Source organism: Nocardioides sp. Z30_9 (assembly GCF_058215735.1).
In genome coordinates, this window is record NZ_JBZAJF010000001.1 from 362612 (window position 1) to 384890 (window position 22279).

The following is a 22279-nucleotide window of genomic DNA, read 5'->3' on the forward strand; positions in this document are numbered from 1 at the left end:
ATGACCTTGAAGCAGGACCTCGTCACCGAACCGGCCCGCTCCGCCGGGGACCCGACCGGGCTGGGCACACCCGCGTGGCTGCGCCGGCTCGGGTTCGCGACGCTGTTCGCCAACATCGCCATCGTGGTCACCGGCGGCGCGGTCCGCCTGACCGCCTCGGGGCTGGGCTGCCCCACTTGGCCGCGGTGCACCGAGGAGTCGTTCACCCCGCACGGCGCCCTGGACTTCCACTCCGCGGTGGAGTTCGGCAACCGGATGCTGACCTTCGCGCTGGCGGCGATCGCGATCGCCACGTTCATCAGCGCCTGGCAGTCGGGCCGGCGCGACCTGCGCCTGTTCGCCTTATGGCTCGGGCTCGGCATCCCCGCGCAGGCGGTCGTCGGGGGCATCACCGTGCTCACCGACCTGAACCCCTGGGTGGTCTCGCTGCACCTGCTGGTGTCGATGGCGATGATCAGCCTCGCCGTGCTCTACCTGCGCCGGATCGACCATCCCGCGCCCGACCCCGTCCCGGGCCAGTCCCGGCACGTCGCGATCGCCTGGGCGACGTACGCCGTGGCCTGGGTGGTCCTCTACCTCGGCACCGTGGTGACCGGCTCGGGACCGCACGCCGGCGACCTCGACGTGCCGCGCAACGGCCTCGACCCGCTGCAGCTCTCCCAGCTGCACGCCGACGCCGTGTTCCTGCTCGTCGGGCTCTCGGTGGCGCTGCTGCTCCTGCACCGCAGCCGGGCCACCTGGACCCTGCTCCTGGTCGAGCTCGCCCAGGGCGCGGTCGGCTTCGTGCAGTACTTCACCGACCTCCCGGAGATCCTCGTCGGCCTGCACCTGCTCGGCGCGGCGGTGCTCTCGGCAGCAGTCACGTGGGCGGTGATCGACGTCCGCGAGTCCCGCTCGGCCCGCGCGGACGAGATCAGTGCGCGAGCTTGAGCCCGACCACGCACCCGACCAGGCCGACCAGCAGCAGCACCTTGACCACCGAGAAGGACTCGTCCCCGGTGGCCATCCCGAAGGCGACCGTGAGCGCGGCGCCGATGCCGACCCACACGGCGTACGCCGTGCCGATGGGCAGCGTCCGCATCGCGTAGGCGAGTCCCGCCATGCTGGCGCCGATCGCGACCAGGAACACCACTGACGGCGTCAGCCGGGAGAACCCCTCGGACTTGCCGAGGGCCACGGCCCAGACGGCCTCGAGGACACCGGAGAGAACAAGGACCAGCCATGCCATGGGGAGCTCCATCCAGGCCGTCTTGTCGCGTTCCGGGTACGGCTCCCTCGTCCGGTGAGCCGGTGCGGCTCGCGCCCAAGGCTACGTGGCGGCACAGGTCCTCGCGACACCTCGATCGTTCGGCCTGTCACCGCGCCCACGCTGTGGTGAAATGTGGCCCGTTGCGACCTCACTGGGCCGCGCGGGTTCCCAGGACAGCGAGGAGGGGTGATGGCGACAGCACGGCGTCATGCTCGTCTGGGGACGGTGCTCGCCGCCCTGCTGCTGGCCTCGGGCTGCGGGACCCCGGAGCCCGAACCCCTCCAGCCGCTGGAGCCGGTCGTCCCGGCCGACCTGTGCGCGACGGTCCCCGAGCAGGCCCGGGAGGGGTTGGTCGCCAGCTCGAACAGCGACGCGACCGGCAACCCGACCGCTGCGTGCTCGCTGCGCTCCCCGGACGGCGCCGCGGCGACGGTGCAGGCGGTGGTGACCTGGTTGCAGGCCTCCGACGAGATCTCGGCCGACGACGTGTGGACGAGCCAGTGCCAGGCGATCGACCGGGCAGAGCTGAGCGATGTCGCCGGCTTCACCCCTCAGGGAGCCGACCAGGCGTGTGCCGCGGCAGGGGCCGAGGGCGGATCCGGCTCGGTCACGATGGCTGCCGTCAGCGGTCTCGAGGTGGTCACCGTGCGGCTCAGCGCCGACAAGGCGACCCGGCCCGCGGTGATCTCCCGGGGACAGCAGATGCTCGAGGGCGTCCTGGAGTCGCTGGCAGGCTCCTGAGCGCCGGCCTCAGCCCTTGACCAGCGGGTCCAGGGCGACGGCGACGAACAGCAGCGAGAGATACATGTTCGACCAGTGGAACAACCGCATCGGCCGCACGTCGGTGAGCTGGTTGCTGCGACGGGCCCGGCGCCACATCAGGTGGGCCTCGACCAGGAAGAAGGCGCCCAGAACGGTGGCCGCGATCGGGTAGAGGACGTGGGTCCCCGCCACCGGCCACAGCAGCAGCGAGGTGGCCACCATCACCCAGGAGTAGGCCACGATCTGCTTCGAGACACCCTCCGCGTCCTTGACGACGGGCAGCATCGGCACGTCGACGCGGGCGTAGTCCTCGCGGTAGCGCATCGCCAGGGCCCAGGTGTGCGGCGGAGTCCAGAAGAACACCACCAGGAACAGCACGACCGGGGCCCACGCGAGCTCGTTGGTCACCGCAGTCCAGCCGATCAGTGTGGGGAAGCAGCCGGCCAGGCCGCCCCACACGATGTTCTGCGTCGTACGCCGCTTGAGCACCATCGTGTAGACGAAGAGGTAGAACGCGCTCGCCGCGAGCGCGAGGCCGGAGGAGAGCCAGTTGACGAAGAACCCGAGGACCAGCGTCGAGAGCGCGACAAGCGTCAGCCCGAAGACCAGGGCGGCCCGCGGAGTGACGATGTGGCGAGGCAGCGCGCGGCGACGGGTGCGGCGCATCTGCTCGTCGATGTCGCGGTCGTAGACGCAGTTGAGCACGCTGGCGCCACCGGCCGAGAGGGTGCCGCCGACCACGGTCGCGACCACCAGCCACAGCGGGGGCACCCCGCGCTCGGCGAAGAACATCACCGGGACCGTGGTGAGGAGCAGCAGCTCGATCACGCGCGGCTTGGTCAGTCCGACGTAGGCGGCGACCACATCGCGGACCCCCGGGCGCCCGGAAGCGCGCGTACCGACGGCCACGTCGGAGTCAACTGCGGTCATTCGGGGTCCCTGCGTCCGGGCGTGCGCGTCGAGGTGCGAACGAGAAAGATCACGCGGCCTCGCCTTCAGGGCCCGGGGACAGCTGGATCGTGGTGCACGAACGGGGTACTACCCGATCGAGCATATCTCCGGGGGGTCTCGGTCCACGACCCGACCGACGTGACCTGCACTGCACCGGCGCACTACGCTCGAACACAACGCTCAAGCCGATGAGAGGACCCACCGACGTGCCCACAGATGCCCGACTCGACTGGACCGAGCTGGACGACCGGGCGGTGGACACCGCGCGGGTCCTGGCCATGGACTCCGTGCAAAAGGTGGGCAACGGTCACCCCGGCACGGCGATGAGCCTCGCTCCGGCGGCGTACCTGCTGTTCCAGAAGGTGATGCGGCACGACCCCGCCAACCCCGACTGGATCGCGCGCGACCGGTTCGTGCTCTCCGCCGGCCACTCCAGCCTGACGCTCTACATCCAGCTCTTCCTGGGCGGCTGGGGCCTCGAGCTCGAGGACCTCAAGTCGCTGCGCACCTGGGGAAGCAAGACCCCCGGGCACCCCGAGTACGGCCACACCGCCGGCGTCGAGACGACCACCGGACCCCTGGGCCAGGGCATCGGCAACGCGATCGGCATGGCGATGGCCGCCCGTCGCCAGCGCGGCATGCTCGACCCCGGACCGGCCCCGGGCAACTCGGTCTTCGACCACCAGATCTACGTGCTGTGCTCCGACGGCGACCTGGAGGAGGGCGTCAGCTCCGAGGCCTCCTCGATCGCGGGCACCCAGAAGCTGGGCAACCTCACCGTGATCTACGACGACAACCAGATCTCGATCGAGGACGACACCAACATCGCGTTCACCGAGGACGTGGCCAAGCGCTACGAGGCCTACGGCTGGCACGTGCAGACCGTCGACTGGACCAACGGCGGGCAGCAGTACCAGGAGGACGTGCCCGCCCTGCACCGCGCCATCCAGGCAGCGGCCGAGGTCACCGACCAGCCCAGCTTCATCGTGCTGAAGACGATCATCGCCTGGCCCGCGCCCAACGCACAGGGCACCGGCGAGGCCCACGGGTCCGCGCTCGGCGAGGCCGAGGTCGCCGCGACCAAGAAGGTCCTTGGCTTCGACCCCGACCAGACCTTCGAGATCGCCCCCGAGGTGATCGCCCACACCCGGCAGCTGCGCGAGCGCGGCGTCACCTACAACAGCGACTGGGACAAGAAGTACGCCGCCTGGGCCAAGCGGCACCCGGAGCGCCAGGAGCTCCTGCACCGGCTGCAGAACCGCGTGCTGCCCGAGAAGTGGGACGCCGACCTGCCCGGCTTCCCGGCCGACGAGAAGGGGATGGCCACCCGCAAGGCCTCGGGCGCGGTGATTCAGAAGATCGCCGCCGTGCTGCCGGAGTTCTGGGGCGGCTCGGCCGACCTCGCCGGGTCCAACAACACCACCATCGAGGACGCCGCCTCGTTCATCCCCAAGGAACGCTCCACGAAGATGTGGAAGGCCGACCCCTACACCGGTCGGGTGCTGCACTTCGGGATCCGTGAGCACGGCATGGGCGCGATCATGAACGGCATCGCGGCGCACGGCGACACCCGCGTCTTCGGCGGCACGTTCCTCACCTTCTCCGACTACATGCGCGGCGCGGTGCGGCTGGCCGCGCTGATGCGTCTCCCGGTCACCTACGTGTGGACCCACGACTCCATCGGCCTCGGCGAGGACGGCCCGACCCACCAGCCGGTCGAGCACCTCGCCGCCCTGCGCGCGATCCCCGGCCTGGACGTCGTACGCCCGGCCGACGCCAACGAGACCACGGCGTGCTGGAAGGCGATCATCGAGAACAGTGACCGCCCGGCCGGGATCATCCTGACCCGGCAGAACGTGCCGGTCTTCCCGCGCGGCGAGGACGGCTTCGCCGGTCTCGACGACGTCCGCAAGGGCGGCTACGTGCTGCTCGACGCCGAGAACGGCACCCCGGACGTGGTCCTGGTCGGGACCGGCTCCGAGGTGCAGCTCGCCGTCCGGGCACGCGAGATCCTGGCCGAGCAGGGCGTGCAGGCGCGCGTCGTCTCGATGCCGTGCCGGGAGTGGTTCGACGAGCAGGAGCCCGCCTACCGGGAGACCGTGATCCCACCCACGCTCAAGGCGCGCGTCGCCGTCGAGGCCGGCGTCGCCCAGGGGTGGCGCGAGATCGTCGGCGACCACGGGCGGATCGTCTCGCTGGAGCACTACGGCGCCTCTGCCGACTACGCCCGCCTCTACCGAGAGTTCGGCATCACCGCCGAAGCGGTGGCTGCGGCCGCCGAGGACAGCATCCGCGTGGCCACCGGCTGAGCGGCAACCGACACCCGCACCATCGAACAGGGAGTACCGACATGTCTGACAACCTCAAGCAGCTTTCCGACGTAGGGGTCTCCATCTGGCTCGACGACCTCTCCCGCGAACGCATCGAGACCGGCAACCTCGCCGAGCTCATCAAGAACGACAGCGTCGTGGGCGTCACCACCAACCCATCGATCTTCGCCTCGGCGCTGGCCGAGGGTGAGCGCTACGACGCGCAGCTCAAGGAGCTCGTCGCCGACGGCGCCGACGTGGACCGGGTCGTCTTCGGGCTGACCACCACCGACGTCCGCAACGCCTGCGACGTGCTGATGCCGGTCTTCGAGTCCACCGGCGGGGTCGACGGACGGGTCTCGATCGAGGTCTCCCCCGAGATGGCGCACGACACCGACGCCACCCTGGAGTCCGCGCGCGATCTGTGGAAGGAGGTCGACCGGCACAACACCTTCATCAAGATCCCGGCGACCACCGAGGGCGCGCCCGCGATCAGCGACGCGCTCGGGGACGGCATCAGTGTCAACGTCACCCTGATCTTCGGCCTCGAGCGCTACAACCACGTGATGGAGGCCTACGTCGCCGGGCTGGAGAAGGCGCTGGAGAACGGCGAGGACCTCTCCAAGATCCACTCGGTGGCCTCGTTCTTCGTCAGCCGGGTGGACAGCGAGATCGACAACCGCCTCGACGAGATCGGCGGTCACGACGACCTCAAGGGCAAGGCCGGGGTCGCCAACGCGCGACTGGCCTACCAGGCCTACGAGAAGTTCTTCTCCGGGGAGCGCTGGGAGAAGCTCGCCCAGGCCGGCGCCAACAAGCAGCGGCCGCTGTGGGCCTCCACCGGGGTGAAGAACCCCGACTACGACGACACGATGTACGTCGTCGACCTGGCCGTGGAGAACACCGTCAACACCATGCCCGAGAAGACCCTCCAGGCCGTCAAGGACCACGGTGAGGTCAAGGGCGACCAGGTGCGTCCGCACTACGACGACGCCCGCAAGGTGATGTCCGACCTGGCCGAGGCGGGCATCGACTACGACGACGTGATCGCCACCCTCGAGGAGGAGGGCGTCGAGAAGTTCGTGAAGTCGTGGCAGGAGCTCCTGGGCACGGTCGAGGAGAACGTCGAGGCCGCCCGCGAGGGGTCCGGTAAGTGAGCGGCTGGAGCATGTCGGCCGCCGACGACTTCGAGCTGTTCCTCACCCCGGGAGACCCGGCGGCCTTCGACTCTGTCGTCGAGGAGCTCGTCGCCGCCGGGGTCCCGTCGGGCATCGCTGCCCGCGACGCCTCGCTGTGGGGGCCCGAGGCCGCCGACGAGGCCGGCAAGCGGCTCGCCTGGGTGGGCCTGGCGCAGGAGTCGCGCGACCTGGTCGCGGAGATCACCGGCCTGCGTGACGTGCTCGCCGACCGCGGCCTGGGACACGTGGTGCTCTGCGGAATGGGCGGCTCCTCGCTGGCACCGGAGGTCATCTGTGCCGCGCACGGCGTCGAGCTGACCGTGGTGGACTCCTCCGACCCTGACTACGTCCGCCGCGCGCTCCAGGACCGCCTGGAGGAGAGCATCGTGGTGATCTCCAGCAAGTCCGGCGGGACCGTGGAGACCGACAGCCAGAAGCGTGCGTTCGAGAAGGCCTTCCGCGACGCGGACCTCGAGCCGAGCGCCCACGTGATCGTGGTCACCGACCCCGGCTCCCCGCTTGACCAGTCCGCGAGCGAGGCGGGCTACCGCGTCTTCCACGCCAACCCCGACGTGGGTGGCCGCTACTCGGCACTGACCGCGTTCGGCCTCGTGCCCAGCGGCCTCGCCGGCGCCGACATCGGCCGGCTCCTCGACGAGGCGGAGGCGGTGCAGTCCTTCCTGGAGGAGGACGACCCCGAGAACCCCGGGCTCCGGCTCGGCGCCCTGCTCGGCGCCGCCAACACCGCAGGTGCCGACAAGATCGTGCTCGCCGACTCGAACTCGGGCATCCCCGGGTTCGGGGACTGGGCCGAGCAGCTGATCGCCGAGTCCACCGGGAAGAACGGCAAGGGCATCCTGCCGGTCGTCGTACCTTCCCTGGACGCACCCAACTTCGCCCCGAGCACCCCCGACGAGGTGCTGGTGACCATCGGCACCGAAGTCGCCCGGGACACCCAGCCCGCTTCGGGCTGGGCCGCCGCGGTGCGCGCTCCCCTGGGTGCCCAGCTGTTGCTGTGGGAGTACGCCACGGTGATCGCCGGACGGGTGATCGGGATCAACCCGTTCGACCAGCCCGACGTCGAGAGCGCCAAGCAGGCGGCCCGCGACATGCTCGAGGGCGGCGGGGAGAAGCCGTCGCCGGTGTTCACCGACGGCTCCGTCGAGGTCTACGCGACCGACGGGCTGCTCTCCGAGGAGTCGACCGTGGGCGAGGCCGTGGCGACGCTCCTGGACCAGCTCGACGGCGAGCGCGGCTACCTCGCGGTGATGGCCTACCTCGACCGGCTCGGGGACAAGGACCTCGCCGCAGTGCGTGAGTCCCTGGCCACGCGCACCGGGCGGCCGACCACGTTCGGGTGGGGACCCCGGTTCCTGCACTCCACCGGGCAGTACCACAAGGGCGGACCCCCGGTCGGCGTCTTCCTGCAGGTCACCACGCAGCCCCACGAGGACCTCGAGATCCCCGACCGCCCCTTCAGCTTCGCCACGTTCATCAGCGCGCAGGCGATCGGCGACGCCGCCGTACTGGCCGAGCACGGACGCCCCGTGCTGCGGCTCCACCTGACCGACCACGACGCGGGACTCGACGCCGTACGTCGGGTCCTCGGGTGACGGAGCCCCACATGGCCGAGGCCGGCAGCGGGAACCAGCGCGAAGTGTGGACCAACCCCCTGCGGGACCCGGAGGACCGGAGGCTGCCGCGCATCGCCGGCCCCAGCGGGATGGTGCTGTTCGGGGTCACCGGCGACCTGGCGCGCAAGAAGGTGATGCCGGCGATCTACGACCTCGCCAACCGTGGCCTGCTGCCCCCGGGGTTCAGCCTCGTGGGCTACGCCCGGCGGGAGTGGGAGGACCAGGACTTCGCGAAGATCGTGCACGACTCGGTGCGCACCCACGCCCGTACCGAGTTCCGCGAGGAGGTGTGGCACCAGCTCGCCGAGGGCCTGCGGTTCGTGCAGGGGGACTTCTCCGACGACGAGGCCTTCGACAACCTGCGCCGCACGATCAAGGAGCTCGACGAGGCCCGCGGCACCCGCGGCAACCACGCGTTCTACCTCTCGATCCCGCCCAAGTTCTTCGGTGACGTGATCGGCCAGCTCCAGGAGCACGGCCTGACCGACCCGGACGAGGACTCCTGGCGGCGTCTCGTGGTGGAGAAGCCGTTCGGCCACGATCTGGCCTCGGCGCGTGAGCTCAACGCTGCCATCGACAAGGTGTTCCCGCCCGAGGCCGTCTTCCGGATCGACCACTACCTCGGCAAGGAGACGGTGCAGAACATCCTCGCGATGCGCTTCGCCAACAACTTGTTCGAGCCGATCTGGAACGCCAACTACGTGGACCACGTGCAGATCACCATGGCCGAGGACATCGGCATCGGTGGCCGGGCCGGCTACTACGACGGCATCGGCGCGGCCCGTGACGTGATCCAGAACCACCTGCTCCAGCTGATGGCGCTCGTGGCGATGGAGGAGCCGGTCTCCTTCGACGCCGAGAGCCTGCGGATCGAGAAGCAGAAGGTGCTGTCCTCCGTCGTACTCCCGCGGCGGCTGGACCTCTACACCGCCCGCGGCCAGTACGCCGCCGGGTGGGCCGGCGGCGAGAAGGTCGGCGGCTACCTCGACGAGGAGGACATCCCCCGGTCCTCGACCACCGAGACGTTCGCCGCGATCCGGCTCGACGTCGAGACCCGGAGGTGGGCCGGCGTCCCGTTCTACCTGCGCACCGGCAAGCGGCTGGGCCGGCGGGTCACCGAGGTGGCGCTGGTGTTCAAGCGCGCACCGCACCTGCCGTTCTCCGAGACCTCGACCGAGGACCTCACCCACAACGCGGTGGTGTTCCGGATCCAGCCCGACGAGGGCATCACGATGCGGTTCGGCTCCAAGGTGCCTGGGACGGCGATGGAGATCCGCGACGTGAACATGGACTTCGCCTACGGGGGATCCTTCACCGAGGCCAGTCCGGAGGCCTACGAGCGGCTGATCCTCGACGTGCTCCTCGGCGATCCCCCGCTGTTCCCGCAGCACCGTGAGGTGGAGCTGTCCTGGCAGATCCTGGACCCGATCCTCGACCACTGGGCCAGGCAGGACGCCGCCGGCAAGGTGAAGGTCGAGCAGTACGCCTCGGGCCGGTGGGGTCCCGACTCCGCCCACGAGATGCTGGCCCGCGACGGACGCACCTGGCGGCGACCATGACCTCGCGCAGGCCGCAGGACCGTCGGTTGGACGAGGCAGGGAGCCCGAGATGATCGAGCTGAAGGCGACGAACTCCGCCGGCATCGCCAAGGAGCTCACCCGGGCCCGGATGCGCGCCGGCTCCCCCGCCATGGGCATGGTGATGACCCTGGTCGTCGTCGTGGACGAAGACGACGCGGACGAGGCGATGCGCGCAGCCCAGGAGGCGTCCAAGGAGCACCCCGCACGGGTCCTCGGCGTGATCCTCGGGGACGGGCGCGGCACCGCCGTCGTCAACGCCCAGGTCGGGACCGGTGCCGGCTGGAGCGGGGAGACCGCGCTCATCCGGCTCCAGGGCGAGGTCGTCAAGCACCCCGAGTCCGTCGTACTCCCGTTGCTGCTCCCTGACTCCCCGGTGGCGGTGTGGTGGCCCACCGACGCGCCGCAGGACCCGGCCACCGACCCGCTCGGCGCCCTGGCGCAACGACGGGTCACCGACGCCGCGGCCGCGACCCGGGCCAAGACCAAGGCGCTGCACCACCAGTGCTCGTCGTACGCCAAGGGCAACACCGACCTCGCCTGGACCCGGATCACCCCGTGGCGGGCGCTGCTGGCGGCGGCGCTCGACCAGTACCCGCACAAGGTCACCCACGCCTCGGTCACCGCCGAGCGGATCAGCCCCAGTGCGGACCTGCTGGTGGCGTGGCTCGTCGACCGGCTCAAGGTGGAGGTGGACCGGAAGAGCTCCAAGGGCCCGGGGATCACCGAGGTCGTGCTCACGACCCGGACCGGAGACATCCGCATCCGCCGCCCCGACGGCAAGCTGGCCCAGTTCATCTCCCCCGGCCAGCCCGACCGGCCGGTCGCGCTGAAGCGGCGCTCGGTCCCCGAGCTGCTGGCCGAGGAGCTGCGCCGTCTCGACGAGGACGACATCTACGCCGCCACCACCCGACGACTCGTGAAGATGGGATCGCTGTGACCACGACCAAGGTGCTGCCCACCGCCGATGCCCTCGCCCGCAGCGTGGCCGAGCACCTCGTGGCCCGGATCGCGGAGGTGCAGGCGCAGGGCAGGGTGCCCTCGATCGTCCTGACCGGCGGCACGATCGCCAACGAGATCTACCGCGCCGCAGCACAGCTGCCCTCCGACGACGTCGACTGGACGCAGGTTGACTTCTGGTGGGGCGACGAACGCTACGTCCCCGCGGACTCCACCGACCGCAACGACCGCGCCGCCGAGCTCGACCTGCTCGACGTGGTCGGGGCGGACCCGGCGCGCGTGCACGCGATGCCCGCGGCCGACGAGGTCCACCCTGACCGCGACGCGGCCGCGGCGGCGTACGCCGAGACCGTGGGCAAGCACCTCGACGGCGACTTCGACCTCGTCCTCCTCGGGCTCGGCCCCGACGGCCACGTGGCCTCGCTGTTCCCCGGCTTCCCCCAGCTCGAGGTCGAGGACCAGCTCGTGGTCGGCGTCGACGACTCCCCCAAGCCGCCCCCGGAGCGGATCACGCTCACGTTCCCGCTGCTCAACCGCGCCCAGGAGGTCTGGTTCCTGGTCGCCGGCGAGGGCAAGGCCGACGCCGTGGCCCGCGCCCTGGCCCCCGAGGGCACCGTCCAGGAGACTCCCGCCCGCGGCATCACCGTCCCCAACGCCACCTGGTGGCTCGACGAACCCGCCGCCAGCGCCCTCTAGCGCGCCGAGCGGGCACAAACGTCACGCTCTAGCGCGCCGAGCGGGCACAAACGTCACGTCGTGCGGCGGCGCGGCGTCCACAGCGTGGTCGACCGACGCGCTGCCACGAACCCGGCCTGCAGCTGTGCCACCGGAGACGGATTGCGCCCGTACACCTCGACCTTGGTGAACGGCAGGATCTCCCAGCCGCGCTCGTCGCAGAGCCAGGCTCGCCGCTTCTCGTCGTACTCGACGTCCTCTGGCTCGGTGTGGAACTCCTCGCCGTCGTACTCACTGCCGAAGAGGAGCTCGGGAAGAGTGATGTCCAGCCGGTAGATCGGCACGCCGTCGTCGTCGTAGACCCAGTGCTGCAGCTCTGGTTTCGGCAGGCCCGCGTCATACCAGTGCAGGCGCAGCCCGGACTCTCCGAGGGACTCCGACCGCCCGTCGCCGAGCGGCGCCAGCCTGCGCAGCTGGATGACCCCGCGGAATCCCCGGAACCGACCGATCTCGGCCATCAGCAGCTCGTGCGGAACGCCCAGGCGCAGCGCTCCGTCGATCGCCCCGAGGGCATCGAAGCGCCACAGAAGTCGACCCAGGTCCAGCGCGGTGCGCACCACCGTGGTGACGCGGATGCCGTGTACGACGGTGATGTCACTGGCGATCAGCCCGCGCCGACGGCCGTCGACCTCCGGGCGGCGTACCCGAGTGTCGTCGACGTGCACGATGTCGATCGGGGGAGCCTGGGTGAGTGCAGTGCGGGGAAGAATGTCGATCCCGTGCAGCCAGGCAGCCGTGCGGTCGGTGACCACGGCGGTCGGCGGGATCACCAGCGCGAGAGCGTTCGCGCGCATGAGTGGGTCGTCAGGCGCCTGCACCGTCGCGTAGACGCCGTGCAGCACACGGCGCAACAGGCCGCAGTCGAACATGAACCGCAAGGAATGTGGCGAGACTCCCAGGCCCTGGGCCTGCGCACGGGTGAAGGGTCGGTCCAGTGGAAGCGGGCAGCGCGGGCCGAGAAGGACGCCTTGGTCATCGAGCCATGTCATGTCCATGAGCGGAATGATGGATCGCAGGAGCGATGTCGCGCTCCCGTCATCCACAGGCACTGCTCGGACTGCCCGCTCGGCGGCGTACGCGCGACGTTTGTGCCCGCTCAGCGTGCTACAGCGCGACGTTTGTGCCCGGTCGGCGGGCTAGAAGATCAGGTCGCCGCTCTTGCGGCGGGCGCGGAGGGTGGCGAGGGCCTCGTTGAGGATCTGCTTGGCCTCGGCGTCGGAGCGGCGCTCCTTCACGTAGGCCAGGTGGGTCTTGTACGGCTCGATCTTGGGAGCCGGCGGCGGGTTGTCAGAGTCCAGGCTGGCCGGGAGGCCGCAGCGCGGGCAGTCCCAGGTGGCCGGAGCCGTGGCCTCGACCGCGAACGCGATCATGGTGCGGTGCTCGTTGGAGCAGAAGTACGTGACGTTCTGGCGCGGGGCCGCGTCGCCGCGCTCCGCCTCGCCCATGGGCCCGGCTCCGACACGGCTGCCTCTGATGGCGCTTCCTCCGCCTGCCACGCTGTGTCTCCTTCGAGCCGTTGAGGATCAGTTGGTGGTCTTGAGCAGGAGCCCGAGCCCGACGACGCACGCGAACCACACCAGGCCGATGCCCACCGTGATCCGGTCGAGGTTCCGCTCAGCCACCGAGGATCCGCCGAGGCCGCTGGAGACGCCGCCACCGAACATGTCGGAGAGCCCGCCACCGCGCCCCTTGTGCAGCAGCACGAGCAGGATCAGCAGCAGGCTCGTGATCACGAGCAGGACCTCGAAGACGATAACCACGGGGTGAGCCTAACAACACCCGGCGCACATCACAGGCACCGGTCAGCTGAGAACTGGCATGTCATAGAACCGGCAGATGCCGCCGAACTCCTCCGGCTGCAGGCTGGCGCCGCCGACGAGGCAGCCGTCGACGTCGGGCTGCTGCATGATCCCGCCCACGTTGTTCGCCTTCACCGAGCCGCCGTAGAGGATCCGGAGGCCGGCAGCCGCCTCCTCGCCCGCGGTCTCGGCGACGCGCGCACGGATCGCGGAGCAGACCTCCTGGGCGTCGTCGGGGGTGGCGACCTCGCCGGTCCCGATCGCCCAGACCGGCTCGTAGGCGACCACGAGACCAGCCAGCTGCTCGGCGGTGAACCCGGCGAGGGAGCCGTCGACCTGGGCGAGGGTGTACTCGACCTGGCGGCCCTCCTGGCGGACCTCGAGACCCTCACCCACGCACACGATCGGGGTCATCCCCGCGGCGAGCGCCTTGTGCGCCTTGGCGTTGACCAGCGCGTCGTCCTCACCGTGGTGCTCACGACGCTCCGAGTGGCCCACGCACACGTAGGAGCAGCCGAGCTTGGCCAGCATCGCCGCCGAGACCTCGCCGGTGTAGGCGCCCTGGTCGTGCTGCGAGACGTCCTGGGCGCCGTACTTCAGCTGGAGCCGGTCCCCGTCGACCATCGTCTGCACGCTGCGCAGGTCGGTGTACGGCGGAATCACCACGACCTCGACCTTGGAGTAGTCGTGCTTCTTGTCCGACAGCGTCCAGGTGAGCTTCTGCACCAGGACGACTGCTTCCTGGTGGTTCAGGTTCATCTTCCAGTTGCCGGCCATCAGGGGCGTCCGGGAGTGCTTGGGCATGGTCCTTCTCTCAGTCGGTCAGTACGTCGATACCGGGGAGGTTCTTGCCCTCGAGGTACTCCAGGCTGGCCCCTCCTCCGGTGGAGATGTGGCCGAACGCGTCGTCGGCGAACCCGAGCTGGCGTACGGCGGCCGCGGAGTCGCCACCGCCGACCACGGACAGGCCGTCGACCTCGGTCAGCGCCTGGGCGACCGCCCGGGTCCCGCCGGAGAACGCCTCGAACTCGAACACGCCCATGGGCCCGTTCCAGAACACCGTGCGTCCCTCGGCGATCGCCTCGGCGAAGGCCCGTGCGGAGTCAGGGCCGATGTCGAGGCCGATCTGGTCCTGCGGGATCGCGTCGACGGCGACCGTGGTCGCAGGTGCGTCGGCCTTGAACTCGGGGGCCACCACGATGTCGGTGGGCAGCACGATCTCCACCCCGGTGTCCTTGGACCGCTGGAGGTACTCCCGGCAGGTCTCGACCTGGTCGGCCTCCAGCAGGCTGTTGCCGACCTCGTGACCGTTGGCCGCGAGGAAGGTGAACACCATCCCGCCGCCGATCAGCAGCTTGTCGGCCTTGCCGAGCAGGTTGTCGATCACGGCGAGCTTGTCGCTGACCTTCGAGCCGCCGAGCACGACCACGTAGGGCCGCTGCGGCGACTCCGTCAGCCGCTGGAGCACCTCGACCTCGGCGCGGACGAGGCCACCCATGGCGTGCGGCAGCCGCTGCGCCACGTCGTACACGCTGGCCTGTTTGCGGTGCACGACCCCGAAGCCGTCGCTGACGAAGGCGTCACCGAGGGCGGCGAGCTGGTCGGCGAACGCACCCCGCTCCGCGGCGTCCTTGCTGGTCTCGCCCGCGTTGAAGCGGACGTTCTCCAGCAACGCCACCTCGCCGTCCCCGAGGGCGGCGACGACCTCCTGGGCCGACTCCCCCACCGTGTCGGTGGCGAAGAAGACCTCGGTGCCGAGCAGCTCACTGAGCCGAGTGGCGACCGGGCGCAGCGAGTACTTCGGGTCGGGCTCCCCCTTGGGGCGGCCGAGGTGCGCCATCACGACGACCCGGGCCCCCGCCTCGGACAGCTCGCGGATCGTGGGCACGCTCGCCCTGATCCGGCCGTCGTCACCGATCTTCTCTCCGTCGAGAGGCACGTTCAGGTCCGAGCGGACCAGAACGCGCTTGCCCGAGACGGAGCCGCCGAGCTGGCTCGCCAGCGCGTCGAGGGTGGCGCTCATCTCAGCAGCTGCCGATCAGAGGGTGGCGCCGACGTGGGTGACCAGGTCGACGAGGCGGCAGGAGTAGCCCCACTCGTTGTCGTACCAGCCGACGACCTTGACCTGGTTGCCGAGCACCTTGGTCAGGCCGGAGTCGAAGATGCAGGAGCTCGGGTCGGTGACGATGTCGGAGGACACGATCGGGTCGGCCGTGTACTTCAGGTAGCCCTTGAGGGGACCCTCGGCGGCCTTCTGGACCGCGGCGTTGACCTCCTCGGCCGTCGTCTCGCGGCCGACCTCGATGGTGAGGTCGGTGGCGGAGCCGGTGGGGACCGGGACGCGGATGGCGTAGCCGTCGAGCTTGCCCTTGAGCTCGGGGAGCACCAGCGAGATGGCCTTGGCGGCGCCGGTGGAGGTCGGCACCAGGTTGATCGCGGCCGCGCGGGCGCGGCGGAGGTCCTTGTGCGGCCCGTCCTGGAGGTTCTGGTCACCGGTGTAGGCGTGGATGGTGGTCATCAGGCCCTTGACGATGCCGAACTCGTCGTGGATGGCCTTGGCCATCGGCGCGAGGCAGTTCGTGGTGCACGAGGCGTTGGAGATCACCTGGTGCTTGTCGGTGTCGTAGTCCTCGTGGTTGACGCCCATCACGATCGTGATGTCCTCGTTGGAGGCCGGCGCGGAGATGATGACCTTCTTGGCGCCGCCGTCGATGTGCGCCTTCGCCTTGGTCGCGTCGGTGAAGAATCCGGTGGACTCGATCACCACGTCGACGCCGAGGTCGCCCCACGGGAGCGCGGCCGGGTCCTTCTCGGCCAGGATCTTGATCGTCTTGTCCCCGACCTTGATCCCGTCGTCGGCGACGGAGACCTCCTCGGGGAAACGACCGAGGATCGAGTCGTACTTGAGCAGGTGAGCCATCGTCTTGAGGTCGCCGAGGTCGTTGGCGGCGACAACCTCCACGTCGGCGCCCATGGAGTGGACGGCGCGGAAGAAGTTGCGGCCGATGCGGCCGAAGCCGTTGATGCCTACGCGAACAGTCACAGTCGGTACTCCTGGTCAACGAGAAATGGGCTGAGTCCCGACCCTATCGTGATCGGGTCAAGCCTCTTCTACGAGCATCTCCGGAGTCAGTGACGACTCCGTGTCCGGAATGCCGAGCTCCTCGGCACGCTTGTCGGCCATGGCGAGCAGCCGCCGGATCCGGCCGGCGATCGCGTCCTTGGTCAGGACCGGGTCGCTGAGCTGGCCGAGCTCCTCCAGGGAGGCCTGCTTGTGCTCCAGACGGAGACGCCCGGCCTGCTGGAGGTGGTCGGGGATCTCGTCGCCGAGGATCTCCAGGGCGCGGTCGACCCGGGCGCCGGCAGCCACGGCAGCGCGTGCGGACCGACGCAGGTTGGCGTCGTCGAAGTTGGCGAGGCGGTTGGCGGTGGCGCGGACCTCGCGGCGCATCCGGCGCTCCTCCCACGCAAGGAGGGACTCGTGGGCGCCGAGCCTGGTGAGGAGCTGGCCGATGGCGTCGCCGTCGCGGATCACGACCCGGTCGACGCCACGTACCTCGCGGGCCTTGGCGGAGATGCCGAGGCGACGGGCGGAGCCCACCAGCGCCAGGGCCGCCTCGGGCCCGGGGCAGGTGACCTCCAGGGAGCTGGAGCGACCGGGCTCGGTGAGCGAGCCGTGGGCGAGGAACGCGCCCCGCCAGGCGGCGACGGCGTCGCAGCCCGACCCGTTGACGACGGCGGGCGGCAGGCCACGGACGGGACGGTTGCGCTGGTCGATCAGGCCGGTCTGCCGGGCCAGGGACTCACCCTCGCGAGCGACCCGGACCAGGTAGCGGGTGCCGCGCCGGATGCCGCTCCCCTTGAGGAGCACCACCTCGGGCTGGTGGCCGAAGACCTCGGCGATGTCCTTGCGCATGCGGCGTGCGGCGGACCCGGTGTCGAGCTCGGCCTCCACCACGATGCCGCCGTTGACCAGGTGGAGTGCGTCCGCGAAACGGAGCATGGCCGAGACCTCGGCCTTCCTGCAACAGGTCTTGGTCACCTTCGTGCTGGCCAGTTCTGCTTTCACCTGTGCCGTCATCGCCATGCGGTCACCTTAGTTCGCCGCGAAGACACGCGCATAAGTGGCGGCAAGTTTTTGCGGGTCGTGGACACCGGGCTCGGCCGACGCGACGTCCGCGATCTCCAGCCTGGCGCCCGCGGCAGCCACCGTTGCCTGCAGCCGGCCGCTGTCTCGCACCGCGGACGGATCGGCGAGAACGGTGTGGATCCGCAGGTCAGGCGCATGCCGCCGGAGTACGTCGAGATGGTCGGCCAGGTCGTAGCCCCGTGTCTCGTCCATGTCCGGCTCCAGGTTCAACGAGACGACCACCCGGGCCTGGGTGGAGCACAGCGCCTCCCGAAGCTCGGGCACCAGGAGGTGCGGGATCACGCTGGAGTACCAGGAACCCGGCCCGAGCACGACCCAGTCGGCCTCCCGGATGGCCGCGACGGCCTCCGGGCACGCCGGGGCGTCCTCGGGCACCAGGCTGACCGAGAGCACCTCGCCCGTGGTCGTCGCCACCTCGACCTGCCCGCGGGCCGTGGATATCTCGTCGGGGTCCTCCCCCGCGCCGCGTACCTCGGCGGTGATGTCCAGCGGGGACAGGGACATCGGCAGCACCCGTCCCCGTGCCCCGAGCAGCCCGGCGACCCAGTCGAGGCCCTCGACGTGGTCGGGCAGCAGCTCCCAGAGGGTGACGATGAGCAGGTTGCCCAGCGAGTGCCCGTCCATCTCGCCCTCGGACTCGAACCGGTGCTGCAGCACCCGCGCCCAGGTCTGGCCCCACCGGTCGTCCCCGCACAGCGCGGCGAGCGCCATCCGCAGGTCACCGGGCGGGAGCACCCCGAACTCGTCGCGCAGCCTGCCGGAGGAGCCGCCGTTGTCGGCCACGGTGACCACCGCGGTGAGGTCGGTCGTCACGGTGCGCAGGGCGGTCAGCGAGGCGGCGAGGCCGTGCCCGCCACCCAACGCGACGACGGAGGGTTCTGTGGACCAGAGCTTCAAGGACTACTCCCGCCCCAGGTCGCGGTGCGAGGCCTCTGCCTCGAGCCCGCTCGCCCGGAGCCGGGCCACGATCTCCTCGGTCATCGCGACGCTGCGGTGCTTGCCGCCGGTGCAGCCGATGGCCACGGTCATGAAGCGCTTGCCCTCGCGCGCGTAGCCGGCGTCGACGGTCTCGATCACCGGCACGTAGCGGTCCAGGAACTCCTGGGCGTCCTTGCGGTCCCGGACGTACGCCGCGACGTCGGCCTCCAGGCCGGTGCGCTCCCGCAGCTCCGGGACCCAGTGCGGGTTGGGCAGGAAGCGCATGTCGGCCATCAGGTCGGCGTCCACCGGGACGCCGTACTTGAACCCGAAGCTGAGCACGGTGATCCGCTGCCGGACGGTTTCACGGGTGCCGAAGGCGCGGGCGACGGTGCTCTTGAGCTGGTTGACGTTCAGTGAGGTGGTGTCGATGACCAGGTCGGCGTCGCCGCGCAGGTCCGCCATCACCTTGCGCTCGCGGGCGATTCCCTCGAGCAGGCGTCCGCTGCCCTGCAGCGGGTGCGGGCGCCGGGCCGCGTCCTGGCGGCGAACCAGGATGTCGTCGCGGGCCTCCAGGTAGAGCAACGAGGTACGGCGGGTCGGGAGCGCCATCGCCAGCTGCTTGCGCAGCGACTCGAAGAACACCCCGGCACGTACGTCGACCACCGCCGCCACCGGCTGACCGACGCCCTGCTTGTCGTCGACGAGGCGGACGAGGTCGGCGACGAGCTCGGGGGGCAGGTTGTCCACGACGTAGTAGCCGAGGTCCTCGAGCTCCTTGGCAGCCGTGCTTCGCCCGGCCCCGGTCATCCCGGTCACCACCACGAGCTCGCCGATCTTGTCGGGCGGGGTCTCCATCAGTGCTCCTCGATCTCTCCGGTCGCCGTGTTCACGGAGGCGCCGCGTGGCGAGCGCGAAACCGCCTCCGAGATCGCCGTGGCGGTGCGGGTCCCGATGCCCGGGACCTCGGCGATCTGCTCGATAGTGGCAGTCCTGAGCTTGCGAAGTGACCCGAAGTGCTTGATCAGTGTCTTGCGGCGCACCTCGCCGAGGCCCGGGACGTCGTCCAGCAGGCTCTCCACCATCGTCTTGGAGCGGCGCGAGCGGTGGTGGGTGATCGCGAACCGGTGGGCCTCGTCACGGATCCGCTGGAGCAGGTAGAGGCCCTCGCTCGAGCGCGGCAGGATCACCGGATCCTTCTCCCCCGGCACCCACACCTCCTCGAGCCGCTTGGCCAGGCCGCACAGCGGTACGTCGTCGATCCCGAGCTCGTCCAGGGCCCGCTGGGCCGCCGCGACCTGCGGCGGGCCGCCGTCGACGACGACGAGGCCGGGGACGTAGGCGAACTTCCTGGGGCGGCCCGTCTCGGGGTCCACCAGCATCGGGCCGGCCGTCGCGTCCCGGTCGATCTCCCCGCCGGGCAGCTCGGGGCTGTCCATCCGCTCGTCGAGCATCCGCCGGAAGCGGCGGCTGATCACCTCGTGCATCGAGGCGACGTCGTTCTGGCCGTCCACCCCGCGGATCACGAACCGGCGGTACTCGCTCTTGCGGGGCAACCCGTCCTCGAAGACCACCATCGAGGCCACCACCTCGGTGCCCTGCAGGTTCGAGACGTCGTAGCACTCGATGCGCAGCGGGGCGGAGGGCAGGTCGAGCGCCTCCTGGATCTCCTCCAGCGCCTGGTTGCGGACGGTGAGGTCGCTGGCGCGCTTGGTCTTGTGCAGCGCGAGCGACTGGGCGGCGTTCTTGGCGACGGTCTCCTGCAGCGCGCGCTTGTCGCCGCGGCGGGGCACCCGGATCGAGACCTTGCTCCCCCGGGTCTCCGACAGCAGCTGCTCGAAGGTGTCCGCGTCCGGGGGCATCTCCGGCACCAGGATCTCGCGCGGGATCGAGTCCCCTTCCTCCCCGGCGTAGAGCTGGAGGAGGAACTCCCCGACCAGGCCGGCGGTGTCGATGTCCTCCACCCGGTCCGCCACCCAGCCGCGCTGCCCGCGGATCCGGCCGTGGCGGACGTGGAAGATCTGCACCGCCACCTCGAGCGGGTCCTCGGCCAGTGCGATCACGTCGGCGTCGGTGCCGTCGCCGAAGACGACCGCCTGCTTCTGCAGCGCCTTGTTCAGCGCCCCGAGGTCGTCGCGCAGCCGGGCGGCTCGCTCGTAGTCCTGGGCCGCGGAGGCGGCGTACATCTCGCGCTCGACGCGCTTGACGAAGGAGTCGGTGCGACCGCCGATGAACTCCGCGAAGTCCTCGGCGATCGCGCGGTGCTCCTCGGCGTCGACCCGCCCGACGCACGGCGCCGAGCACTTGTCGATGTAGCCGAGCAGGCACGGGCGGCCGATCTGCTCCGAGCGCCGGAAGACGCCGTTGCTGCACGAGCGCATCGGGAAGACCCGCAGCAGCAGGTCGACGGTCTCGCGGATCGCCCAGGCGTGCCCATAGGGGCCGAAGTACTTCACGCCCTTCTTCTTCGCACCCCGCCCCACCATCACCCGGGGGAACTCCTCGTTCATGGTGATCGCGAGCCAGGGGTAGGACTTGTCGTCGCGGTACTTGACGTTGAACCGCGGGTCGAACTCCTTGATCCAGGAGTACTCCAGCTGGAGCGCCTCGACCTCGGTGGCGACCACGGTCCACTCCACCGAGCACGCGGTGGTGACCATCGTGGCCGTGCGCGGGTGCAGGTTCGCCAGGTCCTGGAAGTACGACGAGAGCCGCGGCCGCAGGCTCTTCGCCTTGCCGACGTAGACGACGCGGCCGTCCTTGTCGCGGAACCGGTAGACGCCCGGCTGGGTAGGGATGGACCCCGGCTCCGGACGGTACGTCGAGGGATCGGCCACGGGCTCAACCCTACGAGGGCCCGGGGACAGCGCCGTACCCGTGGTGGCCGGGGGGGTTGCGCGACTCCCCCACTGGGGCTAGACCTGAAGGTGGAGCTTGGAGGCCCTCGGATGCCGACTGTCCTGCGTGGTGGTGACTCGGGCCCACGGCGGGCAGTCGTGGCCCTGGCCCTGCTACTGGTGTCCCTGCTCGTGTCCGGGCTCCTCTCCAGCTGCGGCGGCAGCGACGACCGGACCGGCATCGCGCTGATCCTGAAGACGCAGAGCAACCCCTACTTCGTGGCGATGAAGGACTCCGCCAGCGCCCAGGCACGCAAGTCCGGCGCACGGCTCTCGGTCGCGACCGGCAACGCCGACGGGGACACCCAGACCCAGATCAACGCGATCAACACGGCGATGGCCCGTGGCGACAAGGGCATCCTGATCACCTCCAACGGCCCCGCCGTCAACGCAGCCCTGCGCCAGGCCAAGGACTTCGGGCTGTTCGTGATCGCGCTGGACACGCCCCTGGACCCTCCGAAGACGGCCGACCTCACCTACGCGACCGACAACTTCAAGGCCGGCCGGCTGATTGGGGAGTACGCCGCCCAGCGACTCGACGGCAAGCCGGCCGTGATCGCCATGCTCGACCTCTACGACGACCAGGTGGTCTCCGTCGACGTGGACCGCGACCACGGCTTCCTCGAGGGGATGGGGATCGATCCCGGCAGCAAGACGCTGAACGCCAAGGAGGAGAAGTCCGGGCGCTACACCGGCGGCAAGGGTGGGACCTACGAGATCGCCTGCCACCAGGCGACCCAGGGCGCCGTCGACGGCGGCCGGCAGGCGATGGAGCAGTGCCTGTCCCGCAACCCGGACATCAACGTGGTCTACACGATCAACGAGCCCGCGGGCGAGGGCGCCCACAGCGCCCTGAAGGCGGACGGGCACGAGGACAAGGCGTTCATCGTCTCGATCGACGGCAGCTGCCGTGGGATGGAGGACGTGGAGAAGGGCATCTTCGCCGCGGACGCCACGCAGTACCCCGGCAAGATGTCGCAGCTCGGCGTCTCCGCCGTCACCGCCATCGCGAAGGACGAGGACGCGCCGTCCCTCGACGCGGGGCAGACGTTCCTGGACACGGGGACCGCCCTGGTCACCGCGGAGCCGCTGGAGGGCATCGAGAGCCAGACCGTGGCGGAGGGCAAGAAGGCCTGCTGGGGCGACTAGGGCTGGACGAG

General features: G+C 70.4%; 21 protein-coding genes and 1 riboswitch. Of the genes, 9 read left to right on the forward strand and 12 right to left on the reverse strand.

What is annotated here, in order from left to right; translation table 11 throughout:
- On the forward strand, positions 1-930 hold the full coding sequence (locus tag AC4BGB_RS01820) for a COX15/CtaA family protein (RefSeq protein ID WP_490544257.1): 930 nt from the start codon (positions 1-3) through the stop codon (positions 928-930).
- On the opposite strand, the gene AC4BGB_RS01825 is transcribed toward AC4BGB_RS01820, so the two are convergent.
- The gene (locus tag AC4BGB_RS01825; RefSeq protein ID WP_490544258.1) at positions 914-1228 is read right to left on the reverse strand and encodes a DMT family transporter; all 315 of its coding nucleotides are present in this window, start codon (positions 1226-1228) and stop codon (positions 914-916) included. The two genes, AC4BGB_RS01820 and AC4BGB_RS01825, sit on opposite strands and share 17 nt — an antisense overlap.
- A gap of 11 nt (positions 1229-1239) precedes the next feature.
- Positions 1240-1304, reverse strand: a riboswitch (guanidine-III (ykkC-III) riboswitch).
- 134 nt (positions 1305-1438) lie between these two features.
- On the opposite strand from AC4BGB_RS01825, the gene AC4BGB_RS01830 reads away from it, so the two are divergent.
- Positions 1439-1990, forward strand: a complete 552-nt coding sequence (locus AC4BGB_RS01830) for a hypothetical protein (protein WP_490544259.1) — start codon at positions 1439-1441, stop codon at positions 1988-1990.
- A 9-nt stretch (positions 1991-1999) separates the two neighbouring features.
- On the opposite strand, the gene AC4BGB_RS01835 is transcribed toward AC4BGB_RS01830, so the two are convergent.
- A complete protein-coding gene (locus AC4BGB_RS01835; protein ID WP_490544260.1) occupies positions 2000-2941 on the reverse strand; it encodes a heme o synthase in 942 nt (313 codons plus the stop codon).
- Between the two features lie 209 nt (positions 2942-3150).
- Between AC4BGB_RS01835 and tkt the strand changes: the two genes are divergently transcribed.
- From tkt to pgl, 6 genes are read left to right on the forward strand one after another with little or no spacing between them, the layout of a single operon-like run.
- Complete coding sequence (tkt, locus tag AC4BGB_RS01840) at positions 3151-5271, forward strand: transketolase (RefSeq protein WP_490544261.1); 2121 nt, start codon at positions 3151-3153, stop codon at positions 5269-5271.
- Positions 5272-5312: 41 nt separating this feature from the next.
- Entirely contained in the window at positions 5313-6428 is a 1116-nt protein-coding gene (gene tal, locus AC4BGB_RS01845; protein WP_490544262.1) for a transaldolase, read from the forward strand.
- Entirely contained in the window at positions 6425-8062 is a 1638-nt protein-coding gene (locus tag AC4BGB_RS01850) for a phosphoglucose isomerase-related protein (protein ID WP_490544263.1), read from the forward strand. Before tal ends, AC4BGB_RS01850 begins: the two co-directional genes overlap by 4 nt.
- An 11-nt stretch (positions 8063-8073) precedes the next feature.
- Positions 8074-9642, forward strand: coding sequence for a glucose-6-phosphate dehydrogenase (gene zwf, locus AC4BGB_RS01855; protein ID WP_490546770.1), 1569 nt, complete (start codon positions 8074-8076; stop codon positions 9640-9642).
- 49 nt (positions 9643-9691) lie between these two features.
- A complete protein-coding gene (locus tag AC4BGB_RS01860; RefSeq protein WP_490544264.1) occupies positions 9692-10600 on the forward strand; it encodes a glucose-6-phosphate dehydrogenase assembly protein OpcA in 909 nt (302 codons plus the stop codon).
- The gene (gene pgl / locus AC4BGB_RS01865) at positions 10597-11316 is read left to right on the forward strand and encodes a 6-phosphogluconolactonase (protein WP_490544265.1); all 720 of its coding nucleotides are present in this window, start codon (positions 10597-10599) and stop codon (positions 11314-11316) included. The genes AC4BGB_RS01860 and pgl overlap by 4 nt, the downstream gene beginning before the upstream one ends.
- Before the next feature lie 53 nt (positions 11317-11369).
- On the opposite strand, the gene AC4BGB_RS01870 is transcribed toward pgl, so the two are convergent.
- From AC4BGB_RS01870 to uvrC, 10 genes are all read right to left on the reverse strand, one after another.
- Complete coding sequence (locus AC4BGB_RS01870; protein ID WP_490544266.1) at positions 11370-12149, reverse strand: type IV toxin-antitoxin system AbiEi family antitoxin; 780 nt, start codon at positions 12147-12149, stop codon at positions 11370-11372.
- A 342-nt stretch (positions 12150-12491) separates the two neighbouring features.
- Positions 12492-12851 (reverse strand): RNA polymerase-binding protein RbpA, encoded by a 360-nt coding sequence (locus tag AC4BGB_RS01875; RefSeq protein ID WP_490544267.1) that lies wholly within the window; start codon positions 12849-12851, stop codon positions 12492-12494.
- Between the two features lie 27 nt (positions 12852-12878).
- On the reverse strand, positions 12879-13115 hold the full coding sequence (secG, locus tag AC4BGB_RS01880; RefSeq protein WP_490544268.1) for a preprotein translocase subunit SecG: 237 nt from the start codon (positions 13113-13115) through the stop codon (positions 12879-12881).
- 42 nt (positions 13116-13157) lie between these two features.
- Positions 13158-13958 carry a triose-phosphate isomerase gene (gene tpiA / locus AC4BGB_RS01885; protein ID WP_490544269.1) on the reverse strand — a complete coding sequence of 267 codons (801 nt, stop codon included), beginning with the start codon at positions 13956-13958 and terminating at the stop codon, positions 13158-13160.
- A 10-nt stretch (positions 13959-13968) separates the two neighbouring features.
- Entirely contained in the window at positions 13969-15177 is a 1209-nt protein-coding gene (locus tag AC4BGB_RS01890) for a phosphoglycerate kinase (protein ID WP_490544270.1), read from the reverse strand.
- 15 nt (positions 15178-15192) lie between these two features.
- A complete protein-coding gene (gap, locus tag AC4BGB_RS01895) occupies positions 15193-16197 on the reverse strand; it encodes a type I glyceraldehyde-3-phosphate dehydrogenase (RefSeq protein ID WP_490544271.1) in 1005 nt (334 codons plus the stop codon).
- 57 nt (positions 16198-16254) lie between these two features.
- Positions 16255-17241: a DNA-binding protein WhiA gene (whiA, locus tag AC4BGB_RS01900; protein ID WP_490544272.1), complete on the reverse strand. Its 987-nt coding sequence runs from the start codon at positions 17239-17241 to the stop codon at positions 16255-16257.
- A gap of 9 nt (positions 17242-17250) precedes the next feature.
- The gene (locus AC4BGB_RS01905) at positions 17251-18201 is read right to left on the reverse strand and encodes a gluconeogenesis factor YvcK family protein (RefSeq protein ID WP_490544273.1); all 951 of its coding nucleotides are present in this window, start codon (positions 18199-18201) and stop codon (positions 17251-17253) included.
- Positions 18202-18204: 3 nt separating this feature from the next.
- A complete protein-coding gene (rapZ, locus tag AC4BGB_RS01910; protein WP_490544274.1) occupies positions 18205-19080 on the reverse strand; it encodes an RNase adapter RapZ in 876 nt (291 codons plus the stop codon).
- Positions 19080-21059, reverse strand: coding sequence for an excinuclease ABC subunit UvrC (gene uvrC, locus AC4BGB_RS01915; protein ID WP_490544275.1), 1980 nt, complete (start codon positions 21057-21059; stop codon positions 19080-19082). The genes rapZ and uvrC overlap by 1 nt, the downstream gene beginning before the upstream one ends.
- Before the next feature lie 111 nt (positions 21060-21170).
- Between uvrC and AC4BGB_RS01920 the strand changes: the two genes are divergently transcribed.
- Complete coding sequence (locus AC4BGB_RS01920) at positions 21171-22268, forward strand: substrate-binding domain-containing protein (protein ID WP_490544276.1); 1098 nt, start codon at positions 21171-21173, stop codon at positions 22266-22268.
- Positions 22269-22279: the final 11 nt, after the last annotated feature.

Excerpts from the sequence above, each read along its gene's own strand:
- AC4BGB_RS01820 (WP_490544257.1), top strand. The coding sequence starts at position 1 with ATGACCTTGAAGCAGGACCTCGTCACCGAACCGGCCCGCTCCGCCGGG.
- tkt (WP_490544261.1), top strand. The coding sequence starts at position 3,151 with ATGAGAGGACCCACCGACGTGCCCACAGATGCCCGACTCGACTGGACC.
- AC4BGB_RS01825 (WP_490544258.1), bottom strand. The coding sequence starts at position 1,228 with ATGGCATGGCTGGTCCTTGTTCTCTCCGGTGTCCTCGAGGCCGTCTGG.
- AC4BGB_RS01860 (WP_490544264.1), top strand. The coding sequence starts at position 9,692 with ATGATCGAGCTGAAGGCGACGAACTCCGCCGGCATCGCCAAGGAGCTC.
- tal (WP_490544262.1), top strand. The coding sequence starts at position 5,313 with ATGTCTGACAACCTCAAGCAGCTTTCCGACGTAGGGGTCTCCATCTGG.
- zwf (WP_490546770.1), top strand. The coding sequence starts at position 8,074 with ATGGCCGAGGCCGGCAGCGGGAACCAGCGCGAAGTGTGGACCAACCCC.
- whiA (WP_490544272.1), bottom strand. The coding sequence starts at position 17,241 with ATGGCGATGACGGCACAGGTGAAAGCAGAACTGGCCAGCACGAAGGTG.
- AC4BGB_RS01920 (WP_490544276.1), top strand. The coding sequence starts at position 21,171 with ATGCCGACTGTCCTGCGTGGTGGTGACTCGGGCCCACGGCGGGCAGTC.
- AC4BGB_RS01870 (WP_490544266.1), bottom strand. The coding sequence starts at position 12,149 with ATGCGCGCGAACGCTCTCGCGCTGGTGATCCCGCCGACCGCCGTGGTC.
- rapZ (WP_490544274.1), bottom strand. The coding sequence starts at position 19,080 with ATGGAGACCCCGCCCGACAAGATCGGCGAGCTCGTGGTGGTGACCGGG.
- AC4BGB_RS01890 (WP_490544270.1), bottom strand. The coding sequence starts at position 15,177 with ATGAGCGCCACCCTCGACGCGCTGGCGAGCCAGCTCGGCGGCTCCGTC.
- AC4BGB_RS01835 (WP_490544260.1), bottom strand. The coding sequence starts at position 2,941 with ATGACCGCAGTTGACTCCGACGTGGCCGTCGGTACGCGCGCTTCCGGG.
- AC4BGB_RS01830 (WP_490544259.1), top strand. The coding sequence starts at position 1,439 with ATGGCGACAGCACGGCGTCATGCTCGTCTGGGGACGGTGCTCGCCGCC.
- tpiA (WP_490544269.1), bottom strand. The coding sequence starts at position 13,958 with ATGCCCAAGCACTCCCGGACGCCCCTGATGGCCGGCAACTGGAAGATG.